The sequence below is a fragment of the Paenibacillus sp. HGF5 genome (assembly GCF_000204455.1).
Classification (GTDB): domain Bacteria; phylum Bacillota; class Bacilli; order Paenibacillales; family Paenibacillaceae; genus Paenibacillus_AQ; species Paenibacillus_AQ lautus_A.
In genome coordinates this window covers 59,829-80,364 of record NZ_AEXS01000119.1, presented here as the reverse complement: position 1 = coordinate 80,364, position 20,536 = coordinate 59,829, and the positions used below count along the sequence as shown (strand labels likewise).

At 50.1% G+C, this 20,536-nt stretch carries 16 protein-coding genes; all 16 read left to right on the top strand.

Translation table 11 applies throughout. The features are described from left to right. Positions 1 to 112: 112 nt before the first annotated feature. The 16 genes from HMPREF9412_RS18720 (at position 113) to HMPREF9412_RS18645 (ending at position 20,530) form a co-directional block, all read left to right on the top strand. Positions 113 to 1,204, top strand: a complete 1,092-nt coding sequence (locus tag HMPREF9412_RS18720) for an ABC transporter permease (RefSeq protein WP_009593293.1) — start codon at positions 113 to 115, stop codon at positions 1,202 to 1,204. A gap of 14 nt (positions 1,205 to 1,218) precedes the next feature. Further along, positions 1,219 to 2,118: a carbohydrate ABC transporter permease gene (locus HMPREF9412_RS18715; RefSeq protein ID WP_009593275.1), complete on the top strand. Its 900-nt coding sequence runs from the start codon at positions 1,219 to 1,221 to the stop codon at positions 2,116 to 2,118. 53 nt (positions 2,119 to 2,171) lie between these two features. Next, positions 2,172 to 3,824, top strand: a complete 1,653-nt coding sequence (locus HMPREF9412_RS18710; RefSeq protein ID WP_009593234.1) for an extracellular solute-binding protein — start codon at positions 2,172 to 2,174, stop codon at positions 3,822 to 3,824. 71 nt (positions 3,825 to 3,895) lie between these two features. Continuing rightward, positions 3,896 to 4,939 (top strand): glycoside hydrolase family 88/105 protein, encoded by a 1,044-nt coding sequence (locus tag HMPREF9412_RS18705; protein WP_009593219.1) that lies wholly within the window; start codon positions 3,896 to 3,898, stop codon positions 4,937 to 4,939. Positions 4,940 to 5,190: 251 nt separating this feature from the next. After that, positions 5,191 to 6,954, top strand: coding sequence for a sensor histidine kinase (locus HMPREF9412_RS18700; protein ID WP_009593282.1), 1,764 nt, complete (start codon positions 5,191 to 5,193; stop codon positions 6,952 to 6,954). Positions 6,955 to 6,970: 16 nt separating this feature from the next. Next, positions 6,971 to 8,590, top strand: a complete 1,620-nt coding sequence (locus tag HMPREF9412_RS18695; protein WP_009593283.1) for a helix-turn-helix domain-containing protein — start codon at positions 6,971 to 6,973, stop codon at positions 8,588 to 8,590. Positions 8,591 to 8,697: 107 nt separating this feature from the next. Beyond that, complete coding sequence (locus tag HMPREF9412_RS18690; protein ID WP_009593266.1) at positions 8,698 to 10,224, top strand: ABC transporter substrate-binding protein; 1,527 nt, start codon at positions 8,698 to 8,700, stop codon at positions 10,222 to 10,224. Positions 10,225 to 10,308: 84 nt separating this feature from the next. After that, the gene (locus HMPREF9412_RS18685) at positions 10,309 to 11,232 is read left to right on the top strand and encodes an ABC transporter permease (RefSeq protein ID WP_009593292.1); all 924 of its coding nucleotides are present in this window, start codon (positions 10,309 to 10,311) and stop codon (positions 11,230 to 11,232) included. A gap of 25 nt (positions 11,233 to 11,257) precedes the next feature. Further along, positions 11,258 to 12,148, top strand: coding sequence for a carbohydrate ABC transporter permease (locus tag HMPREF9412_RS18680; RefSeq protein WP_009593243.1), 891 nt, complete (start codon positions 11,258 to 11,260; stop codon positions 12,146 to 12,148). 48 nt (positions 12,149 to 12,196) lie between these two features. Next, positions 12,197 to 13,711, top strand: a complete 1,515-nt coding sequence (locus HMPREF9412_RS18675) for a glycoside hydrolase family 43 protein (RefSeq protein ID WP_036672723.1) — start codon at positions 12,197 to 12,199, stop codon at positions 13,709 to 13,711. A 427-nt stretch (positions 13,712 to 14,138) separates the two neighbouring features. After that, positions 14,139 to 15,104, top strand: coding sequence for a glycoside hydrolase family 43 protein (locus HMPREF9412_RS18670; RefSeq protein WP_009593272.1), 966 nt, complete (start codon positions 14,139 to 14,141; stop codon positions 15,102 to 15,104). Positions 15,105 to 15,345: 241 nt separating this feature from the next. Then, complete coding sequence (locus HMPREF9412_RS18665; RefSeq protein ID WP_009593251.1) at positions 15,346 to 16,020, top strand: response regulator transcription factor; 675 nt, start codon at positions 15,346 to 15,348, stop codon at positions 16,018 to 16,020. Next, on the top strand, positions 16,017 to 17,396 hold the full coding sequence (locus tag HMPREF9412_RS18660; RefSeq protein ID WP_009593263.1) for a sensor histidine kinase: 1,380 nt from the start codon (positions 16,017 to 16,019) through the stop codon (positions 17,394 to 17,396). Before HMPREF9412_RS18665 ends, HMPREF9412_RS18660 begins: the two co-directional genes overlap by 4 nt. Before the next feature lie 280 nt (positions 17,397 to 17,676). Further along, on the top strand, positions 17,677 to 19,791 hold the full coding sequence (locus HMPREF9412_RS18655; protein WP_368072385.1) for a transcription antiterminator: 2,115 nt from the start codon (positions 17,677 to 17,679) through the stop codon (positions 19,789 to 19,791). Positions 19,792 to 19,826: 35 nt separating this feature from the next. After that, positions 19,827 to 20,270, top strand: a complete 444-nt coding sequence (locus HMPREF9412_RS18650) for a PTS sugar transporter subunit IIA (RefSeq protein ID WP_009593208.1) — start codon at positions 19,827 to 19,829, stop codon at positions 20,268 to 20,270. Next, positions 20,267 to 20,530, top strand: coding sequence for a PTS sugar transporter subunit IIB (locus tag HMPREF9412_RS18645; protein ID WP_009593269.1), 264 nt, complete (start codon positions 20,267 to 20,269; stop codon positions 20,528 to 20,530). Before HMPREF9412_RS18650 ends, HMPREF9412_RS18645 begins: the two co-directional genes overlap by 4 nt. The last annotated feature ends 6 nt before the right edge of the window (positions 20,531 to 20,536 follow it).

Sequence of the window (20,536 nt, the reverse complement as noted above, 5' to 3'; positions counted from 1 at the left end):
CCGATTTCACAGGTATAAGTGAAGCGTTATATATCGCAACATTTGATGCGATTAGTCAATACTGATTCTTGCACTCTTTTGAATATCGAATCGGCTAAATATGGAATCAATCATGACGAAAATGTATCAATATTCGGCGTTTACCTGCGGACGATCGGGGCGATATGATAAGTCCAACCTCGAGGTCGCCGAACTAGGAAACCGAGTCGGGGAGATCGTGAACGGAGGAGGTGAGATTTTGAAAGGTCTAGTCATTGCATCCAAAAATGAAACCGCTTCAACCTCCTTAACAGATAAGAAACTGGGGATTCTTTATTATCTTCGTCGGGATTGGCAGCTCTACTTCCTGCTCCTCATTCCTCTCTCGTTTGTGTTGGTTTTTAAGTATGCGCCCATGAGCGGTCTCGTGCTTGCATTTAAGGATTTTAAGATTGCCAAGGGATTCTGGGGCAGCGAATGGGTCGGATTCGAAGTGTTTCAAGACATATTCGCTAAATCCGAATTCAGCCGCGCAATTCGCAACACGCTTCTGCTGAATGTGTCGGACCTCTTATTTAGCTTTACAATGCCGATTGTGCTCTCATTGTTACTTAATGAGGTCAAGAATGTTCTATTCAAGCGCGTAAATCAGACCCTGCTCTATTTGCCGCACTTTCTGTCCTGGGTCATTATCGGCGCAATTGCTTATCAATTATTGGGTGAAGGAACCGGCATGATCAATAATTTGATCGCGCATCTGGGGGGGACACGCATCCCGTTCCTTCAAGAAGACGTCAATTGGCTGATCAGTTATGTCTTCATTGGGGTATGGCAGAGCATGGGGTGGGGGACGATCATCTATCTGGCCGCAATAAGCGGCATTAACCCAGAGTTGTATGAAGCGGCGGTCGTGGATGGTGCAGGCCGGTGGCGGAAAATGTGGAACATAACCCTGCCCTCGATCCGAGTCACGATCGTGACATTGCTGATTTTGAATTTGGGCCACGTGATGGCAGGTTCCTTTGAGCGTGTTTTTGCCTTAGCGAATAAGGCAACTACGGAGTATACCACAACGATTCCCGTTTTGGTATATCGCTGGGGCATCGAAGGCGGGAACTTCAGCCGAGCAACCGCTCTCGGGTTGTTCCAGGCTGTCGTGGGGCTCGTCCTTATATTAATTGCAGATCGGGTTGCCAAGAAACTGGGCGAAGACGGTGTCATTTAGAAAGGAGGGAAGCGATGAAAACATCCGTTAGCAGCTATGCCGTTCGCCGCAGCAGGAAACTGGACATATGGGATATCCTGATCCGTCTCTTTCTTATTGCTGCCTCACTTGCTTGTTTGCTTCCATTCGTTCATGTCGTTGCAAAATCTTTAAGCGAAGACGCGTACGTCATTGCTAACAAGGTGTTTCTCTGGCCAGCGGGTTTCACTCTGGAGGCCTATGGCAAAGTTTTCGCTGATCAGAGTATCCTGAAGTCTCTTTATGTAAGCGTTGTTATTACGGTGCTGTTCACCATGATCGGTATGATCGTCACTATTTGTGCAGCATACCCGCTATCGCGAAAGCAGCTTAAGGGCCGTTCATTTTTTACCTTCATCTTTATGTTTACGATGTTTTTTGGCGGCGGCATTATTCCCGAGTATATGCTGATCAACAGCCTGGGGATGCTCGATACGATATGGTCCCTCATCTTGCCGTTGTCCTTTAGCGCGTTCAACCTGCTGATATTGAGGACTTCAATCTCCAGCAATATTCCGGTCAGCCTGGAAGAGTCGGCTCGGATGGATGGGGCGGGGCATTTCCGGATCCTGTTCAGCATCGTACTGCCGCTCTCAAAGCCGATTCTGGCGACATTGTCCCTTTTTTACGCGGTCGGTCGATGGAACGCTTATCAGGATGCCCTATTCTACATTAAGCATAATGTCGATCTGCGGCCATTGCAGTTGAAATTGTATTACTTGGTTGTTCAGGCAAGCGAGAGCTTTCAACTTGAGATGACGCAAGTTTCGCTGAGCAATCCGGAAGTGCTCAAAGCAGCATGCGTTGTATTTGCGACGTTGCCGATCATTTGCGTCTATCCGTTCATTCAGAAGTATTTTGTCCAAGGAGTCATGCTTGGGGCTATCAAGGAATAGTGCTTGAGGTTCATTTGCAGCGATAGGATGAGATTTAAAAAGGGGGATATACGATGGGCAAACGGAAAATCATGTCTATGTTTATGACTTTACTATTCATTGCCGCTCTTATAGCAGGCTGTACGGGGAACAGCACCAATAGCTCGAAGGAGTCTTCTCCATCCGATGAGGGTACCAGCCCAAACCAAAACGCCGCAGGCAGTTATCCCGATTACTCGCAAGGGTTTTCGGAAAAAGTCACAATGGAAATTCCCGTATATGAACGGGCGTTCGAAGGCTGGAACGTAACCGACAACTACTACACGCGCTGGATTCAAAAGGAATTCGGAGACAAATACAACATCGAAGTGAAGTTCACCCCGATCGCCCGCACCAACGAAGTTACGACTTATCAGCAGCTGCTCGCAGCTGGCAAGGCGCCGGATATCATTTTTCACTATGACATGCCGCAGGCGCTTGCTTACTACGGAGAAGGTGTTATGCAGGAGCTGGACTGGAAAGAGATTGAGCACTATGCACCAACCTATTGGAGCAATATGAGCGAGACGATTCAGCAATATGGCGTCGTCGATGGAAAAAACACATTTTTCTTCGGTAAGCGTCCGGACTTAAATAACTATGGCAACTTTGTCAATATCATTCGTAAAGACTGGGTGGAGAAAGTGGGGATGAAGGTTGAGGACTTGACCTCGCTCGAGAAGTACAATGAAATGCTCATGAAATGGAAGGAAGCAGGAATCGGCGTTGCCGGGGCCGGTCTGACACGAAATGTGTTCAACTACAGCTATGGCTTCCGGGATTGGCCGACCGACCCGAAGGTCCACGCACTTTATGCAGATCTATCTGTTGCGGACTTTACGACCACGGCAACCGAAGGATGGTTGCGTAACTTAAGTTATCAATATCATAATGGACTTATTGACAAAGAGTTCTATCTTCGCGACGATGATAATAAGCTTAAGGCCGAGTTTGTTGCAGGCAATACAGGCACGTACGGACTGTACATTACGAATAACACCGACGTGTTTGAAGCAACACTGAAGAACAATCCGGGAGCTGAATTTGCCGTAATTCCACCAGGGACTGGCGTGCCGGAGGGCAATGTGCCGCAAGGCCGCGCCGACTGGACGTTCGGCTTGATCATGGGCATCAACCATGAATCAACGGCGGAGGAGCGCGCAGCCGTATGGATGTACCTCGAGTGGATGAGCCAACCGGAGAACCTGATGTTCCTGCAGAACGGAGTAGAAGGGGAAAACTATACGCTTGATTCCGATGGCCTGCCGGTAAAAGACCCGGATTTCAAGGGCGAATCCGTACTCTCCCAGAACAATAACAAGGACTATTGGGCACTTATAACGGAAGCGCCTACATTTGAAACACCCGAGCTCACGCTTAAGGCAAACAAAAACAACTGGACGCCTGCCGGTTACGAGCAAATTGTCGAAGACATGATAAAATATCGGCAAGAAATAAAACCGTATCAGATCCAGGATCCGCTGTTCACCGTAGTTCTTGAGAAAGTAAACGAGTATAAGGCGGATTTAAACAACCTCTTCCAGGAGCTGTATCTGGACATTGTCCTTGCGCCGGAAGACCAGTTTGATGCGAAGTACGAAGCAGCCAAGCAGAAATTCCTCGATGCAGGCTATCAAGAGATCTTGGACGAGAAGCAAAAAGCGATCGACGCAGGCCAATTCCGGTAATCGGGTTAATGCAATGGAGAACTTCGGAGCTCCTGCCGCAAGCGGGAGCTCTTGCTGAGAAGGAGGGCAATATGAAACTGAAATTGGAACTCACTTCGGAAGATCTAAAGCAAACCGCGGAGCGCGTTGCAGACTATACGTTCGGCATGGATTTGACATGGGACTGGCCGGGCGGCGTTGCATTCTATGGCGTCAGCCGGCTGCTCGATGTGACGGGTGAGCATGCTTACCTGAAACGGATGATCGATTGGGTGGAGGAATACCTGGAAGCGGGCCTTCCAGAGGGATGGACCGTGAACACCTGTGCAATGGGGCATATGCTGCTCACCCTGTACGAACAGACGAAGGATCAAAAATATCTGGACATTATTTCAAGCAAGATCGATTATTTGGAACATCACGCTCTGCGGTTCGGAGACCGGGTCCTTCAGCATACGGTGTCGGCTAACAATGACTTTCCCGAGCAGTGCTGGGCGGATACCCTGTTCATGGCGGCATACTTGGAGCTTCGGGTCGGCGTGCTGCTTGAGAAGAAGGCACTCATTGACGACGCGCTCCATCAATTCGAAAGGCATATTCATTACCTGCAGGATGAGGATTCCGGTCTGTGGTACCACGGCTACAACCATGTCACAAAAGACCATATGTCCGGCATCCATTGGGCGCGCGCCAACGCATGGGCGGCCTATACGATGTCGCGTGCGGCGCGAGGGCTGCCTGAAGGCTATCTCTATCCTCCCATGATGCATATATGGAGCTCATTGCGCGACCAACTGGCGGCGATCAAACGGCTGCAGCATGACGACGGCTTGTGGGGGACCGTACTCGATTACCCGGAGGCCTACGGCGAAGTATCCGCGACAGCGGGGATCGCCGCGGCGATGGTCATGCAGGGCAATCCGCTGCATGCGAAATATGTGCGAAAAGCCTTGGATGGCGTTCTTGCCAATATTGCGGATAACGGGAGGGTTCTGAACGTATCCGGGGGTACGGCTGTCATGAACGATATCGAAGGATATCTCGGCATCGACCGAAAGTGGGCGCAAGGATGGGGGCAAGGACTGGCACTTGCGTTCCTGGCAGCCGTCATTGAAGTTGTCGAATCTCAAGCATAGCGGCAGCGATTAGATCGTATAAACTGGCCGGGGGCAGCAAAAACGTCACTTTTGGGATGATTCCTGTAGTAAACAGGAGTCATCCTTTTTATTTCCAGAGGTATCTATACTGGCTTTAAGTCAGCGAACGCCTGCATCACCTATAAAGACGAATCCAAGTTTAACCTTTATACTATAATCATTCCTGAGCTATGATAACGGAAATATTCTTTTTTTGCGAAACCGCTTACTTCTATAGGGGAGGCCTGACGATGAATATCAAGCCAAGGTACCGAGGCCTTAGGCAATTAACGTGGCAGTCGATCCGGGTCAGGATGATTGGAGGACTACTGCTGGTCGTCATGCCATTGATCGGATTTCTGTTGTATTCCAACATATACGCTATCGATGTAGTCCGTAATCAGGTAGCAAGTTCCAACAAGGATTTGCTGGTGCTCTACAGGGATCAAATTGATGCAACACTGAAAGAGACAGATGATTATCTCATTGAATTAATGATTGGAACGGATCTGAATGAATTGGATTATGCCGTGAATCCGGAAGAACGATTTTTCGCGTCCCAGCGCATTGCTGCCAATCTCTCCAGCTCGATTTCACGATATAGCGTCCTGGACGGTCTGTACGTGTACGAGCCTTCCAGCGACAACTATTATTATTCGTTCCAGAGCCGTTCGACGTACGAGGACCGGCAGTATATTAGGTCGCATGTATACGAGACTTTCAAGGCCGGTGCATCCCCTTTGGAATTAAATCGTAAGAAATGGTACGTCCAGAATTACAACGGCCAAACCTACCTTATCCGTCTATTGAAGATGAAAAACGGTACGACAGTAGGTGCTTGGTTGAATGCTCGCTCCTTTCAAACCCCGCTTGAGCTGCTAAGCGTTGGGAATAAAGGAGCCGCCCTCCTAATCGATGACCGAGGAAAAGCGATGGTCAACCAAACCTTTATCGACGATAGCGGTGTGGAGGTGCAGCTCAATCCGCAGTCCTATTATTTAACGGGAACCTCCAGCCGTTATTTGACGGTCGGGGAACACTCGCGGTTGGGCGAGTTCAGCTTGTATGCTTTTATTCCGGAAGAGACGATATTGCAGCACCTGCCCATCTTAAAAACCATTTCTACCCTATTGCCTTTCGGGTCCGTGGTTATTCTGATCATCGGATTGATTTTGCTTCGAAAGTGGCTGCTGGTTCCCATAAACCGACTGCTCAGAGCGATGAATCGGATCGAGCAAGGCCATGTCGACACGCAAATCCGGGAGTATCCAACCTCCATCGAGTTTCGAGCCATGAACGATACGTTCAATAGCATGGTCGGACAAATCAAAAGCCTCCGGATCAACATTTATGAAGAGCAACTGAACAAGCAAAAAGCGGAGCTTCAGCATTTGCAATTGCAGATCAAACCGCATTTTTACATCAATGCCTTGAATATGATACATACGTTGGCCCGCAGAAACGATGTGAGGCGGATTGAGGACATGTCGCTTTATATGGTCCGTTATTTTCGCTACATGTTTCAAAGCAATTTGACGTTCGTTTCGTTAAAGGATGAAATCCAGCATATTCGCAATTATCTGAACATTCAGGAGCTGAGGTTTCCGGGTCAAATTATCCATGAAATTGAGGTGCCGGATTTTCTTCTGCGGACTCCTGTTCCCCCACTGGTTATGCAGACGCTCGTGGAGAATGCGATGAAGCACGCCATATCGCTCGATGAGCCGGTTCGGGTCCAAGTCCGGGTGGAAATGGATGAGTCTCCGGAACGAGGACTCATCATTCAAATTCAAGATACAGGTCCCGGTTTTAAAGAGGGAATGATTGAAAAAATCGCTGCCGATGAACGGATCATCGACGAGGAGGGAGAGCATATCGGCTTCTGGAACTTGAGGCAAAGGCTGCGCCTTCTCTACGGGAATCGGGCAAAGGTGGAGCTGCGAAACGTTCAACCGCACGGAGCCATGGTTGAACTGAAGCTTCCCTTCTCACCGGATGGGGGCACCACAGTATAGAAAGGAGCATTCCAAGATGCTGAACATGATGATCGTTGATGATGAGAAGCTGTTAACCGACTCGCTAAAGTCGGATGTGGATTGGCAGAGCTTAGGGATCGAAGCCGTTTTTACCGCTTATAACGCCCGCCAAGCCAAGGAAGTGTTTGAACAGGAACGGGTTGATCTTATTTTATGCGATATCGAGATGCCTCAAGAAAGCGGGCTGGAGCTGCTTGCATGGGTCAGGAATAACTACCCGCAAACGGAGACCGTGTTTATGACATGCCATGCCGAATTCAAACTGGCGCAGCGAGCGCTCAAGCTGGGCAGCTTCGATTATTTGCTCAAACCGATTCCAGGAGATGAGCTCCAGCAAGTGATCGGCAAAGTCGTGGAAAAAATCATGAGAGATCAAGAGGTGCAGCAATATAGCCGGATCGGCCAGTTCTGGGCGCGTCATCAACCGCTGCTAGCGGAACGGCTATGGCTTGACGTCATCAACCATACGATCCCTTCGCATCCGGAACACATTCAAAGGGCGGCGGAAGAGCGAAATATTCCCTTCGACCGGCGTATGAGACTTCTTCCGATCCTGATCTCCGTGCAGCGCTATCACAAAACGTTTTCTCCACGCGACGAGAAGATCATCGAATACGCGTTGTTGAACAGCGGCGAAGAAATACTTCATGTCCACGGAAACGGGCTGCTGTTCGGATTAACTGAAGGCACTCTTCTCGCGCTAATTCCTTTTGACCGGGAAGCGGAATCATATAAAGAGACGCTGCGGAATCGCAGCGAGGAATTCATAGCATCGTGCACGGCATGGTTTTATTGCGACGTGTCGATCTATATTGGGAATGCGGTGTACGGCCATGAAGTGAGCGAAATGGTCGGCCAGTTGGTGCGATGGGACAAAGGCAATGTGACGTTTACGAATAAGGTCTTCGTTTGGGGAAGCAAACAGCGTATCCATGACACCATTAAGATCCCGGACATGAATGCGTGGTCGATCATGCTGAAAGAGGGACAAGGTGTTCAGGTCGTCATCGAGGCCGAGGTTGTTTTGAAAAGCTGGATCGGGACCGAAGGGCCCGGGGCAGAAACGCTTCACCGCTTCCATCACAACTTTCTCCAGATGGTATTTTACGTATTGAAGCTTAAGGGAATCGAGGCTCATCTCCTCTTCGAAAACGAAGCCTCCGAACGATTATACCAACGGGCCGTCCGTTCGGTGTCGGACATGATCCTCTGGGTGAGGCATACCGTCAACACAGCGATGGAATCGATGGGGACGCTGCAGCGAACGGACTCCATCATCGATAAAGTGGAGCAGTTTATTCAGGAACGGATCGAAACGGAAGAGCTTTCACGAGAAACGGTGGCGAACCATGTCTATCTCAATCCCGATTATCTGGATCGTTTGTTCAAGAAAGAGGCCGGGGCATCCGTCACCGAATACATCATGAGGAGGCGTCTGGATCTGGCAAAAGATTTGCTCCTGAAAACCAATTTGCCGATCGGCGCCATCGCTTCGCAAACCGGCTATTCGAATTTCGCCCACTTCTCTAGGAGATTCAAAAAGCAGTTCGGCATGAGCCCTGCCGATTACCGAAAACAAGCTCCCAACGGCTCGATCAAGGAAAAGTCGATTTGATGCAAATTCCATGTCGAAATCGGAGTAGTTGTTGGACATGGTGGCCCGTACAATGAAAACAGGCTCGGAATGATCCGAATCCATAAAAAACAGTACGGGGGATGGATATGAAGAAAAAGTGGGGATGGTTTAGTCTGTTGCTGGCTTTGATGGTCATGGTATCGGCCTGCGGGGGGAATGATTCGAAAGGAAATTCCGCAGCAGGCTCAAAAGATGACGGCGCGGCTTCCTCTGGTGCATCCGATGCTCCTTATGAAGTGGTTTATGCATACCCGACCTTTGACAGCGTACCGGCCGACATCCAGCTCGTTCAGGATGAAATCAACAAGATTGCCAAAGAAAAAATCAATGTGACAGTAAAGCTGCTGCCCATCAGCAACAGCGCATTCGCCAATCAAGTGAATTTGATGATGTCGAGCGGAGAAAAGCTGGATATGATTGCGATGCTCGGAAACTACAGTACTCAAGTGGCCAAGGGCGTACTTTATCCGATCGGAAATATCATGGAGAAAAATGCTCAGGGAATTATCGACGTCCTTGGCACCGACTATTACAATGCAACCAAAGTGGGGGGCGTAAGTTACGGTGTGCCAAGCATAAGGGACTTAGCGCAGGATTATGGTTTTGTCATGCGAAAGGATTTGGTGGATAAACATAACATCGATCTGGGTCAAGTTCAGACTTTCGATGATTTCGAGAACATTTTCAAGATCATTAAAGAGAACGAACCGGGCATGGCCGGAGCGGCCAACTTGTCGAATGGTTCGATTATGAGCACCTATGCCATACATGACCCGCTCGGCAATAATCTGGGGGTCTTGCTGAACAACGGTCTTGACGATTTGAAAGTCGTTAACTTGTTCGCTTCAGAAGAATATGAGCACATTCTGAAGAAGCTTCGGGAGTGGTATCTCGCGGGATATTTAATGAAAGATGCCGCGACCAGCCCTGAGTCTACAAACGTGCTGGTCAGTAATGGAAAGGCTGCTGGATGGATGTCCGCGATGAAGCCGGGATTTGAAGTCCAGGAAAGCCGGAACGTCGGTATGGAAATGACCGCCGTTCGTACCTTGCAGCCTGTCGCCAAGACGGATACGGTCACGAACGTTGCCGTCGGTGTCACCTCCAATTCGGAAAACCCTGAGAAAGCACTGCAGTTCATGAATCTGCTATATACCGATAAAGAGATTGTCAATTTAATGGTTTGGGGCATCGAGGGCAAGCATTATGTCAAAGTCGAAGGACAAGACAATATGATCCGATATCCTGACGGCGTCACAAGCGATAACGTTGGATACAAAAATTATGGCTGGATGCACGGGAATCAGTTTCTTACCTATGTGTTCGAGGGAGACGACCCTGGCATTTATGAGCAGATGGACGAGTTTAATAAGTCGGCGGCCAAATCGAAAGCACTCGGATTTTCATTCGATTCCGAACCCGTAAAGAATGAAGTAGCCGCCTGCAATAGCGTGCTTGAGCAATACCGGAGAGCATTGGAGAGCGGAATCCTGGATGTGGAGAAGGCACTGCCTGAATTCCTCAATAAGCTTGAAAATGCCGGTATTCAAAAAATTATCGAGGAAAAACAAAAACAGCTTGACGAGTGGGCTAGCGGAAACGGAGTACAATAAGCGACGGTGCGATCCGATCGGCAGTCGATGCCGATCGGATTGTCACTTTCATGCGGTAATTTATTAAAGAAGGGTTGTGCACCTATGACCAGACGGAGCGGGCTGAAACGGTTCAGGAAATACACGCCTCTATATCTCCTAATGCTCCCGGGAATCGCTTATCTCATCATCAACAATTATGCTCCTATGTTCGGCATGTTTATTGCTTTTAAAAATATAAATTTCTCGGCTGGAATTTTTGAAAGCGACTGGATCGGCTTTAAAAACTTCGAATATTTATTCAAAACGACAGACGCCTTTATCATCACGCGGAATACGATTTTATATAATGCCGCCTTCATTGTGATTGGCACCGTGCTTTCCATTGCCGTCGCCATCTTGCTGAACGAGATCAGAGTCAAGGTGCTGTCGCGTTTCTACCAGAGCGTCATTGTGCTGCCGCATCTTATTTCTTTTGTTGTGGTCGGCTACTTGGTATATGCGGCTCTTAGTTTAGAAACGGGTTTCATGAATAAGACCATACTTCCCCTATTTGGAATCGAGAGCATTTCGTGGTATACCGAGCCGAAATATTGGCCGGTGATCTTGACGGTGGTCCAGCTTTGGAAGAGCGTCGGTTTCTCCTGTATTATCTTCCTGGCTTCCATTATCAGCATCGATCCCGAGTATTATGAGGCGGCAAGATTGGACGGGGCCTCGAAATGGAGGCAAATTCAGTCGATTACGATTCCGTTGATTACGCCGGTGATTGTTATGCTTACGCTTCTGAGCATCGGCCGGATGTTCTATTCCGATTTTGGATTATTTTATCAGGTGCCGATGAATTCAGGCATGCTCAACGATACAACGAACGTGATCGATACGTACGTGTACCGAAGTTTGATGATCATGGGGGATATCGGCATGGCTTCGGCAGCGGGCGTCTACCAATCCATTGTCGGGTTCGTACTTGTTCTGAGTGCCAACTATATCGTGCGTAAATTCAATAGGGAGAACGCGTTGTTCTAGACCGAGAATAGAGGTGCAATACAATATGGCTTATGAAAGCAAATTGTTACAGTGGTCCGCCCATGTGATCCTAGGATTGTTTGCGGCGGCATGTTTGATCCCATTTGCTTTGCTGATCGTATCTTCGCTGAGCAGCGAAGCAAGCATTATCCAGAACGGCTACTCCTTTTTTCCAACGGAGTTAAGTTTGGATGCCTACCATTATTTGTGGACGCATGTCGGGGAGCTTGGAAGGGCCTATGGAATCACGGTTCTCATCACCGTCGTCGGTACGGCAGTCAGTTTGGCGATCAGTTCCATGCTGGCTTATCCGTTGTCCCGCCACGACATGCCTTTAAAGAACTTTTGGACTTTTTTCGTATTCTTTACGATGTTGTTCAACGGCGGGCTGGTTCCAACTTATATGGTCTATACGCAGCTCTTCGACATCAAGAACACGCTGTTTGGGCTGCTCATACCGGGGCTGCTCATGAACGGTTTTAACGTTCTTCTGGTACGGACCTTCTTCATGACTTCCATTCCTTCAGCCTTGCTCGAAGCGGCCAGCATCGACGGGGCAAGTGAAATTAAAACATTTTACCGGATCGTTCTTCCGCTGTCGCTTCCTATCATGGCAACCATCGGGCTGTTTCAAGCCATCGCATATTGGAACGACTGGTTCAATGGATTGATCTATTTAACGGACACGAGATTGTTTGGCATCCAAACGATTCTGAATAAAATGATGACGGATATCCAGTTTCTTACGAGCAACAGCAACCTTGCCAGCACGGGCGCAGGGCAAGCCATCATGGAATTGCCAAGCACGACCGTACGTATGGCAATTGCTGCTATAGGGGTATTGCCGATTCTGATCGCATATCCGTTCTTTCAGAAGTACTTCGTTAAAGGGATTACGATCGGAGCAGTGAAGTAAACCATGGAGAAAGTTCAATGAAACAAATAAGGAGAATCCATTGTGGAAATGACATACCAAAATCCTGTGATTAGCGGCTTTCATCCCGATCCCAGTGTCTGCAGGGTCGGCGGCGATTATTATCTTGTAACGAGTTCCTTTGGATATTATCCGGGAGTTCCTCTTTTTCACAGCAATGATCTTGTGCATTGGACACAGATCGGCCATTGCTTGACTCGGAAGGAGCAATTGGATCTTCGAAATGCAGGCACCTCGACAGGGATATATGCTCCAACCATCCGTTTTTATCAAGGCATGTTCTACATGACCACAACCAATGTTTCGGGAGGAGGGAATTTTTATGTAACCTCTGAGGATCCTAGCGGGGCTTGGTCCGATCCGGTATTCGTTGACCATCCCGGGATTGACCCCGATTTGTTTTTTGACGAGGATGGAACGGTTTATTATACAACATCGTGGAACCAGGGGATCTATCAAAGCCGGATTGATATTGAAACTGGACAGAAGCTCTCCGAGGTCCGTTTATTATGGAACGGAACGGGCGGGCAATATCCGGAGGCCCCACACCTGTATCGGGTTGGAGCGTGGTATTACCTGCTTATTTCCGAAGGAGGAACCGAATACGGACACATGGTGACCGTGGCCAGAAGCAAGCGGCCGGAAGGTCCGTTTGAGAGCTGTCCGCACAATCCAATCCTGACTCATCGGAGTCTGTTAAAGCCGATTCAAGCTACAGGCCATGCGGATCTGGTTCAAGCCCCCGACGGTAGCTGGTGGGCGGTCTTCCTCGGCATTCGGCCCGTCGGTTATCCTCAGCGTCATCATCTCGGCAGAGAAACGTTTCTCGCCCCTGTATCCTGGACAGGGGACGGATGGCCTGTTATTGGAGAGAACGGCGTCGTTCATGAGACGATGCCATCAGGGAACCTTCGATTACAACGCGTGACGAGCCCCCCTGTAAGAGATGATTTTGTAGACTCGGAGCTCGCGCCATATTGGAATTTCCTTCGATCACCGCATCCGGACCATGGGTCCCTGACCGAGAAGGAGAGCTGCCTGACATTGAACGGTTCAGCGGCAACGTTGAATGACGGTGCTGCTGCCTTCCTCGGAAGAAGGCAGCAGCATTTTAACATGAAGGCTTCAGTGCATTTGACTTTCGCGCCGCAGCAGGACGGCGAAGAAGCTGGATTAACCGTGTTTATGAACGAGCGGTTCCACTACGAGTTGGCTGTGATCCGAATCGATGGTTGCCGAAAGATGATCTTCCGCAGAAGGATCGGAAGCTTGTGGAAAGTCGAAAGCGAGGCCCCTTGGTCTTCGGATTCGGTTGTGCTCACCATTCAAGCCGACAAAGAGAAGTATGCGTTCGGATTTGCCGGCGGTGGTCAGGAGCCTTGTTGGTTCGGTGAAGGCGAATGTGCCATGTTGGCTACGGAGGTAGCCGGCGGGTTTACGGGCGTGCTCATCGCCATGTATGCCACAGGCAACGGCGTTCGATCCGTCTCGCCGGCACACTTTGATTGGTTTGATTACCAAGCTCTCGAGGATGTGGTGTTATAAGATGCCATATTTAAGGGAGTACAGAGATCATATTTCTGAACAGACCTAATGGCATCATAGGAGATCTCGGCATCGACCGAAAGTGGGCACAAGTATGGGGGAGAGGGACACGTTCTCGCGTTTCTCGCAGCCGTTACGGAAGTACAGGAATCGCAAGCTTAGGCTTGCTAAACGGGGGGGTGCTGTATAAGCGCTGCCCGTTTTCACTTTTCGGGTGATGACCATTCGTAATTATCATGGCTTAGAGCTAAACGTTTTCTAAAACCACGGCAATTGTTCAGATAATGAATCAGAAATCGTTGTAACGATCAATTTTTGCGGTTTACGGATCGATTGCATGACTGATATAAAGGAAGTTAAATGGCATACTCGCCGGGAGCGTTAATCGGGAGCATTGCCAATATGAATCAGACGGAGGATTATTTTCATGAACCATCGAGAGCTTACGAATTCATTATACGGTTATTTGTTCGTTCATTTTATCGGTGATCATGAGGACGGCGAGCAAATCTATTTCGCCCTGAGCAAGGACGGCATGCATTGGCAGGATCTGAATCAGAAACAGCCGGTCTTGCGATCAACCGTCGGAGAGCGCGGGGCACGCGATCCCTATTTGCTTCGAAGCGCGGACGGCAGCTGCTTTTATTTGCTTGCCACCGACCTTAGCATTTACCATCGCGGCGGCTGGGAGCATGCTCAGGCGACGGTTACCGGCAGCCGGTCACTCGTCATTTGGGAATCGCCTGATTTGGTGAACTGGTCGGAGCCGCGCTTGGTTGAAGCCGCTCCGGAGGAAGCGGGCTGCGCGTGGGCGCCTGAAGCGATCTTTGACGAGGAAAATGGCGATTATCTGGTATTCTGGGCTTCCAGCCGGGACGCTCATGACGGCGATGGACGCGGACACCATATTTACTGCAGCAGAACGCAGGATTTCCGCACGTTTACGCCGGCCGAGCCTTATATTACCCGCGGGGAAAACCGTGCGATTATCGACACGACGATCATTAAGGCCAGCGGCAAGTATTATCGGGCTTCCGGCGACGGGCAGATTACCATCGAGTCGAGCGACCGCCTGATGGGAGAATGGAAAGTCATTTCGACGTTGGAGTCGCTTGGACTTGCGCTTACGGGAAAGGACGTCGAGGGTCCAGAGTTTTTCAAATTTAACGGCGAAGAAAAGTGGGGGCTGTTGGTTGACCAGTACGCAACCGGCAGTGGATATATGCCCATCCTGACAACCGACATCGGCGATCCGACGGGAGCATGCTGGAGGAAACCTGAACCGAGAGAATACGACTTCGGCAGCCTTAAAAAACGTCACGGCTCCATCCTGCCTATTACCCAAACCGAATATGAAGCGCTCAAAGGGTTCTATCGCAACGAATCGATGTGAATTTCTTTTTGGTTCGTTCATGTTCCGTTCATATGGATGTCACTGGCAGTTCATCTTCCTTGATTAAACTTAGGTACCGGCAGAGGCCGTGCGAAATATGCGGCCTATAATAGCTTAGGCTAGAATGCAAAATAGACGCACAATTGCCGCGCCATTTGAACCATTTCCCATAATCCTTGTATTTATAATAGTATATAGTTATTACACAATAGGGGATGGAAATGAAGGAAAGAGGGAACCGATGCCTACTATACTGGTTGCTGACGACGATGCGAACATTCGCGAGCTCGTCTGTTTATTTCTACGCAATGACGGATTCACCACGGTCGAGGCAGCTGACGGCAAGGAAGCGCTCAGCGTCTATGGCTCGACGCCCGTCGATCTTGTCGTCCTTGATATTATGATGCCGATGATGGATGGCTGGACGTTATGCAAGGAGCTTCGAAGAGCCAATCCGGATTTGCCGCTGCTTATGCTGACGGCGAGAGGCGAAACGTGGGAAAAAGTAAAGGGTTTCGAGCTGGGGACGGACGATTATTTAACGAAACCATTCGATCCGTTGGAGTTGACGGTCCGCGTTAAGGCATTGCTGAAACGATATCGGATCGGCTCCACGCAGACGATCCAGTTCGGCAACGTCATTCTCGACAGGCAGACCTATAAGGTGAGCAGCGGGCCGGAGACGCTCACGCTGCCGCTCAAAGAGTTCGAATTGCTGTACAAGCTGGCTGGAACACCTGGACAAGTCTATACACGCGAGCAGCTGATCGATCAGATTTGGGGAATCGATTACGCGGGAGATGACCGAACGGTGGATGTACATATTAAACGTCTTCGCGAAAGGTTCGCAACGACGCCGGATTTCCGGATCGAAACGGTGCGCGGGCTGGGGTACCGGCTTGAGGTCTATGAATGATCAGATCCTTATATATTCGAGTAGTCCTGACGTTTCTAGTGTCCGTTATCGGGGGCACGGTCCTTTCGTTTTTTATGTCTACTTGGATGTTCAAGGAACAATTGAACGAGAACGCGCAAATCAACTTACGCAACTTCGGTCAAGATGTCGTCCGGATTTACAAGACACTTCCGTTACTTGAAGCCGACTTGTTCGTTCGTGAAATGAAGCAGCTCGATTCCTATTATATCCGCATCTACGAAGCGACGGGCCAGTACAAGGCTTACGGCAAGCTTAACGGACACAAACCTGCTGAAGTAACGATGGATAAACTAAAGGAGGTAATCGAGGGAGGCGTTGTTCAAGACACGCAGAAAGGCATTGCTACGGTTCTTTTAGGGCTGCCGTTGAAAACGGAAACGGGAACGAAGGCGATGTTCCTGGAAATGCTCGCCCCTCCTTCTACCTCTTTTGTCGTCAAATGGGGATCGATCTTTGCTACCAGTTCGTTGATTACAGGGAGCTTATTGATCCTGATTGCCTCCATCTACTTGGTAAGGCCGATCAAAAAGCTGACAAAAGCGACCCGCCGCATTGCAGTCGGAGATTTTAGCGTCAAGCTGAATATTAAGCAAACAAGCGAGCTGGGTACGCTGGCTCGCAGCTTTGAAGACATGATGCACGAGCTGCAGCAGCTGGAGCAGATGCGCAGGGAATTCGTAACGAACGTGTCGCACGAGGTGCAATCGCCGCTCACCTCGATATCCGGGTACGCTCAGGCGCTGAAGCAGGTAGATCTCTCGGATGACGAGCGAAGACGTTATCTGGACATTATCATCGCTGAAGCGAAGCGGATGTCCAAAATGAGCGACAGCCTGCTCAAGCTGAGTTTGCTTGAATCCCAGTCACAGCAGCTGGGGCTCAGCACGCTCAGCTTGGATGAACAGATCCGACGGGTCATCGTGGCGCTCCAGCCGCAATGGGCCGCCCGCAGCATTCAGTTTGAGCTTGATTTGCAGGCCGTTAAAGTTACGGCCGATCATGATCAATTAAACCAGGTATGGACGAACATCATTGGCAACAGCATCAAATTCTCAAAGGATGCCGGCGTGATTCACGTCAGCGTCAAACAAGACATGAACCACGTGACCGTTCGAATATCCGACGCGGGCATAGGTATTTCGCTTGAGGATCAGAAGCGTATATTCGAGCGTTTCTTCAAAACCGACCGTTCCCGCAGTCGTAAATTTGAGGGCAGCGGCATGGGACTTGCCATAGTCAAACTGATCGTATCGCTTCATCAAGGCGATATCCGGGTGGAAAGCGAGCCTGGTCAAGGAGCGACCTTCATCGTCACCTTGCCAATTATGACGCCGGCGGATCAGACAGATTCTTAGGGATCGATCCGCAAAACACCACACGATGACCGGTTCGTGATAACTAATCGTGCCGAATGAAAGGATGCGTTTTTTTGCCATGGCACGGTGAACAGGGCAGTTGCGAAGTTGAACCATATCTTACACAGGCCATGGGGCCTGTTTTTTTTTTTGCCCCTTTCACTAGAGTACATTTTTGCACAAATCGGGCTCCATGAATTGAACTGTCCTTCAACAATGGCCTATAGGTATAATCAAATTGCAAAAAGCACGAAACTAACGGCAAAGGAGTTGATGCCGTATTCTGGATGAACGCAGTACCAAGATATTGACGCTGCTCCATGAGGCAGCCGATTATGTATCGCTGGAAGAACTGATGCAGAAGCTCGGCATCTCCAGACGAACCGTTTACTATGATATGGAAAAAATAAACGATTGGTTGAAAGCGGTTCATCTTCCATCGGTCCAATATGTCAGGACAGCAGGCTACTATTTGCCTGAAGAAAGCCGGGCGGGGCTTCCGAAGTTGAGTGAAAAGCCCCATGCACAGCAGTACTATTTGTCTCCGCGCGAAAGGCTGGCCTGGATGTCGCTTTACCTATTGTCGGCGGAGAGTCCGCTCTTCGTTCACCATCTTACCGAACTTCTGCAGGTTAGCCGCGGAACCGTGCTCAAGGATTTGAACATGGTCCGTTCGGAGATGAAGTCCATAAAACTCAAGGTAACCTACGACCGTAAGCGGGGCTACGGCGTGCACGGGGAGGAGCGTGACAAGCGGAAGACGCTGAGCCATTACTTCGGGCAGATTTTCGGTCATGCGGGCTGGGAACAGGCATTCAACTTGAACCCGGAATCGGGAATTCCCGATCTTGCCCCACTCCTGTTTCCGCCTATGGAAGAAGGAGGTTTGGAGCAGGTCTATCGCCTGATCTCGGATAGCGAGATCACGCTGGGCGTAGATTTGACGGATGAGATGCTATTTCATCTGACCGCCCGCTTCCTGTTGTATGTAAGACGGATTCAAACCGCGCAATGGGTCTCGATCGACGATGATGAACGAAGCGTTCTGCGAAGGACGCCAGAGTATGAAGCTGCCGCGCGCATTGCGGAAGGTCTCGGGCAAATGTTCGGCGTTTCCGTTCCGGATGATGAAGTCTGCTACTTCGCGATGCATCTGCTGGGGGCGAGAGTCAATCGGATGGAACAGATGACGGGGTCCGAAGAAGTGCTGAAGCAGCTTCGGAACGTGACGACGGAGATGACCGACCATTTTCAACGTTATGCCTGCGTATTTCTGCCGAACCGGGAAGCCATGGAGGAGAATCTGCTGGTCCACTTGAAACCGGCTTATTACCGGATCTTGTATGGTCTCAGCCTGGAAAATCCGCTGCTCGAAAATATCCGTTCCAAGTACGGGGAAGTATTCGAGCTTACCCGCCGTTCCGCCGCACCGTTCGAGCAGTTGGTTGGACGTAAACTTGACGATCACGAGATCGGATACCTCGCGATGCATTTCGGCGGTTGGCTGCGCAGAGAGAATACGAAGCCGGCCGTAAGGAGGCAGGCCGCCATCGTCTGCGTGAACGGCATTTCCGCATCGCGGATGCTGAAATCGCAGCTGGAGAACCTGTTCTCGGCAGTGGACATCACAGCCGTATTGTCGCTCCGCGATTATGAGTCGTTTCGCGAAGAAGATGTTGATTTTATATTCTCGACGGTACCGCTCCCGGACAGCAAAGTGCCCGTTCTCCTGGTGAATCCGATTCTGAGCGATAAGGATAAAGAGCATTTGCTGAACCAGATCAACATGGTTTCCGGACGCAAATCAAGAACCCAGGCCAACACGGTTCAAGCGCTGCTGGACATCGTCCATAAATACGCGGCGGTAAGGGATGAAGCCGGACTTACGGAGGAGCTTAACCGCTACATGTCCTTAGGGAAAACTTGGCTTAGCGAGGCCCGCAAGCCATCTCTGACGGATCTGCTCACCGGGCAAATGATTCGGATGAAAAGAGAAGCGGCAGATTGGCGGAGCGCCATACGCGAAGCCTCCGAACCGCTGTTGAAGGATGGACGCATCGAAGAAGCTTACATTGATGCGATGATCTCCAAAGTGGAAGCGCTCGGCCCTTACATTGTCGTAGCACCTGGCATCGCCATCGCGCACGGCAAGCCGCAGGATGGAGTCCGGCGGCTTGGGATCAGTCTGCTCCGGCTGGAGCAGCCCGTCGCCTTCTCGGAGGAAGCGCGCCATCAGGTGCAGATCATTCTGGTCCTGGCGGCGATTGACGGCGAATCCCACCTGAAAGCACTGTCGGAGCTGACGCTCCTGCTGAGAGATAAGGAAAACCTGATCCGACTGAAAGAGGCCAGGACAAAAGAACAGATACTTCAACAATTACAAACCGGTCCTTAGCACCGAACAGAATACCGGATTTGGGAGAGATGAGAATGAAATTTTTGGAACCGTCACTAATTGCCTTGGATGTTGAGGCCGAGACGGCGGAAGAAGCGATCCGTTTGGCAGGGGCGCTGCTGGCGAATGCCGGAGCGGCGGAAGAACGTTATGCCGATGCCATGGTGGAATCGTATCGTGACAAAGGGCCGTACTTTGTTCTTGCGCCGCACATCGCCCTACCGCATGCCCGTGCGGAGGACGGGGTGAGGGAAGCCTCCGTCTCGCTGCTTCGATTGAAGACACCCGTCGTTTTTGGCCATGCCGCTAATGATCCGGTCCAGCTTGTATTCGCGCTTGGCGGCTCCTCAAGCTCGGAGCACATCGCCATGCTGCGCAAGCTGACGACATTGCTCAGCAATCCGGACAACGTGGAACGATTCAAGCAGGCATCGGATGTAGAGTCAATCCAACAACTAATTAGGGGGAACGAACAATGAAAATTTTATGCGTATGCGGTTTAGGACAAGGAACCAGCTTGATTCTGAGAATGAATGTGGAGAATGTGCTGAACGGCATGGGAGTAAACGCCGATGTGGAGCACACGGACGTTTCGACGGCATCGGGAACCGCAGCCGATTATATCATTACAAGCAACGAGCTGGCACAAAGCCTGCAAGGGCATGAAGCCAAGGTCGTTATCGTCAACAACTATTTTGACAACGACGAGATCAAACAGAAGCTGGAAGAAGTGCTGTAAACCATT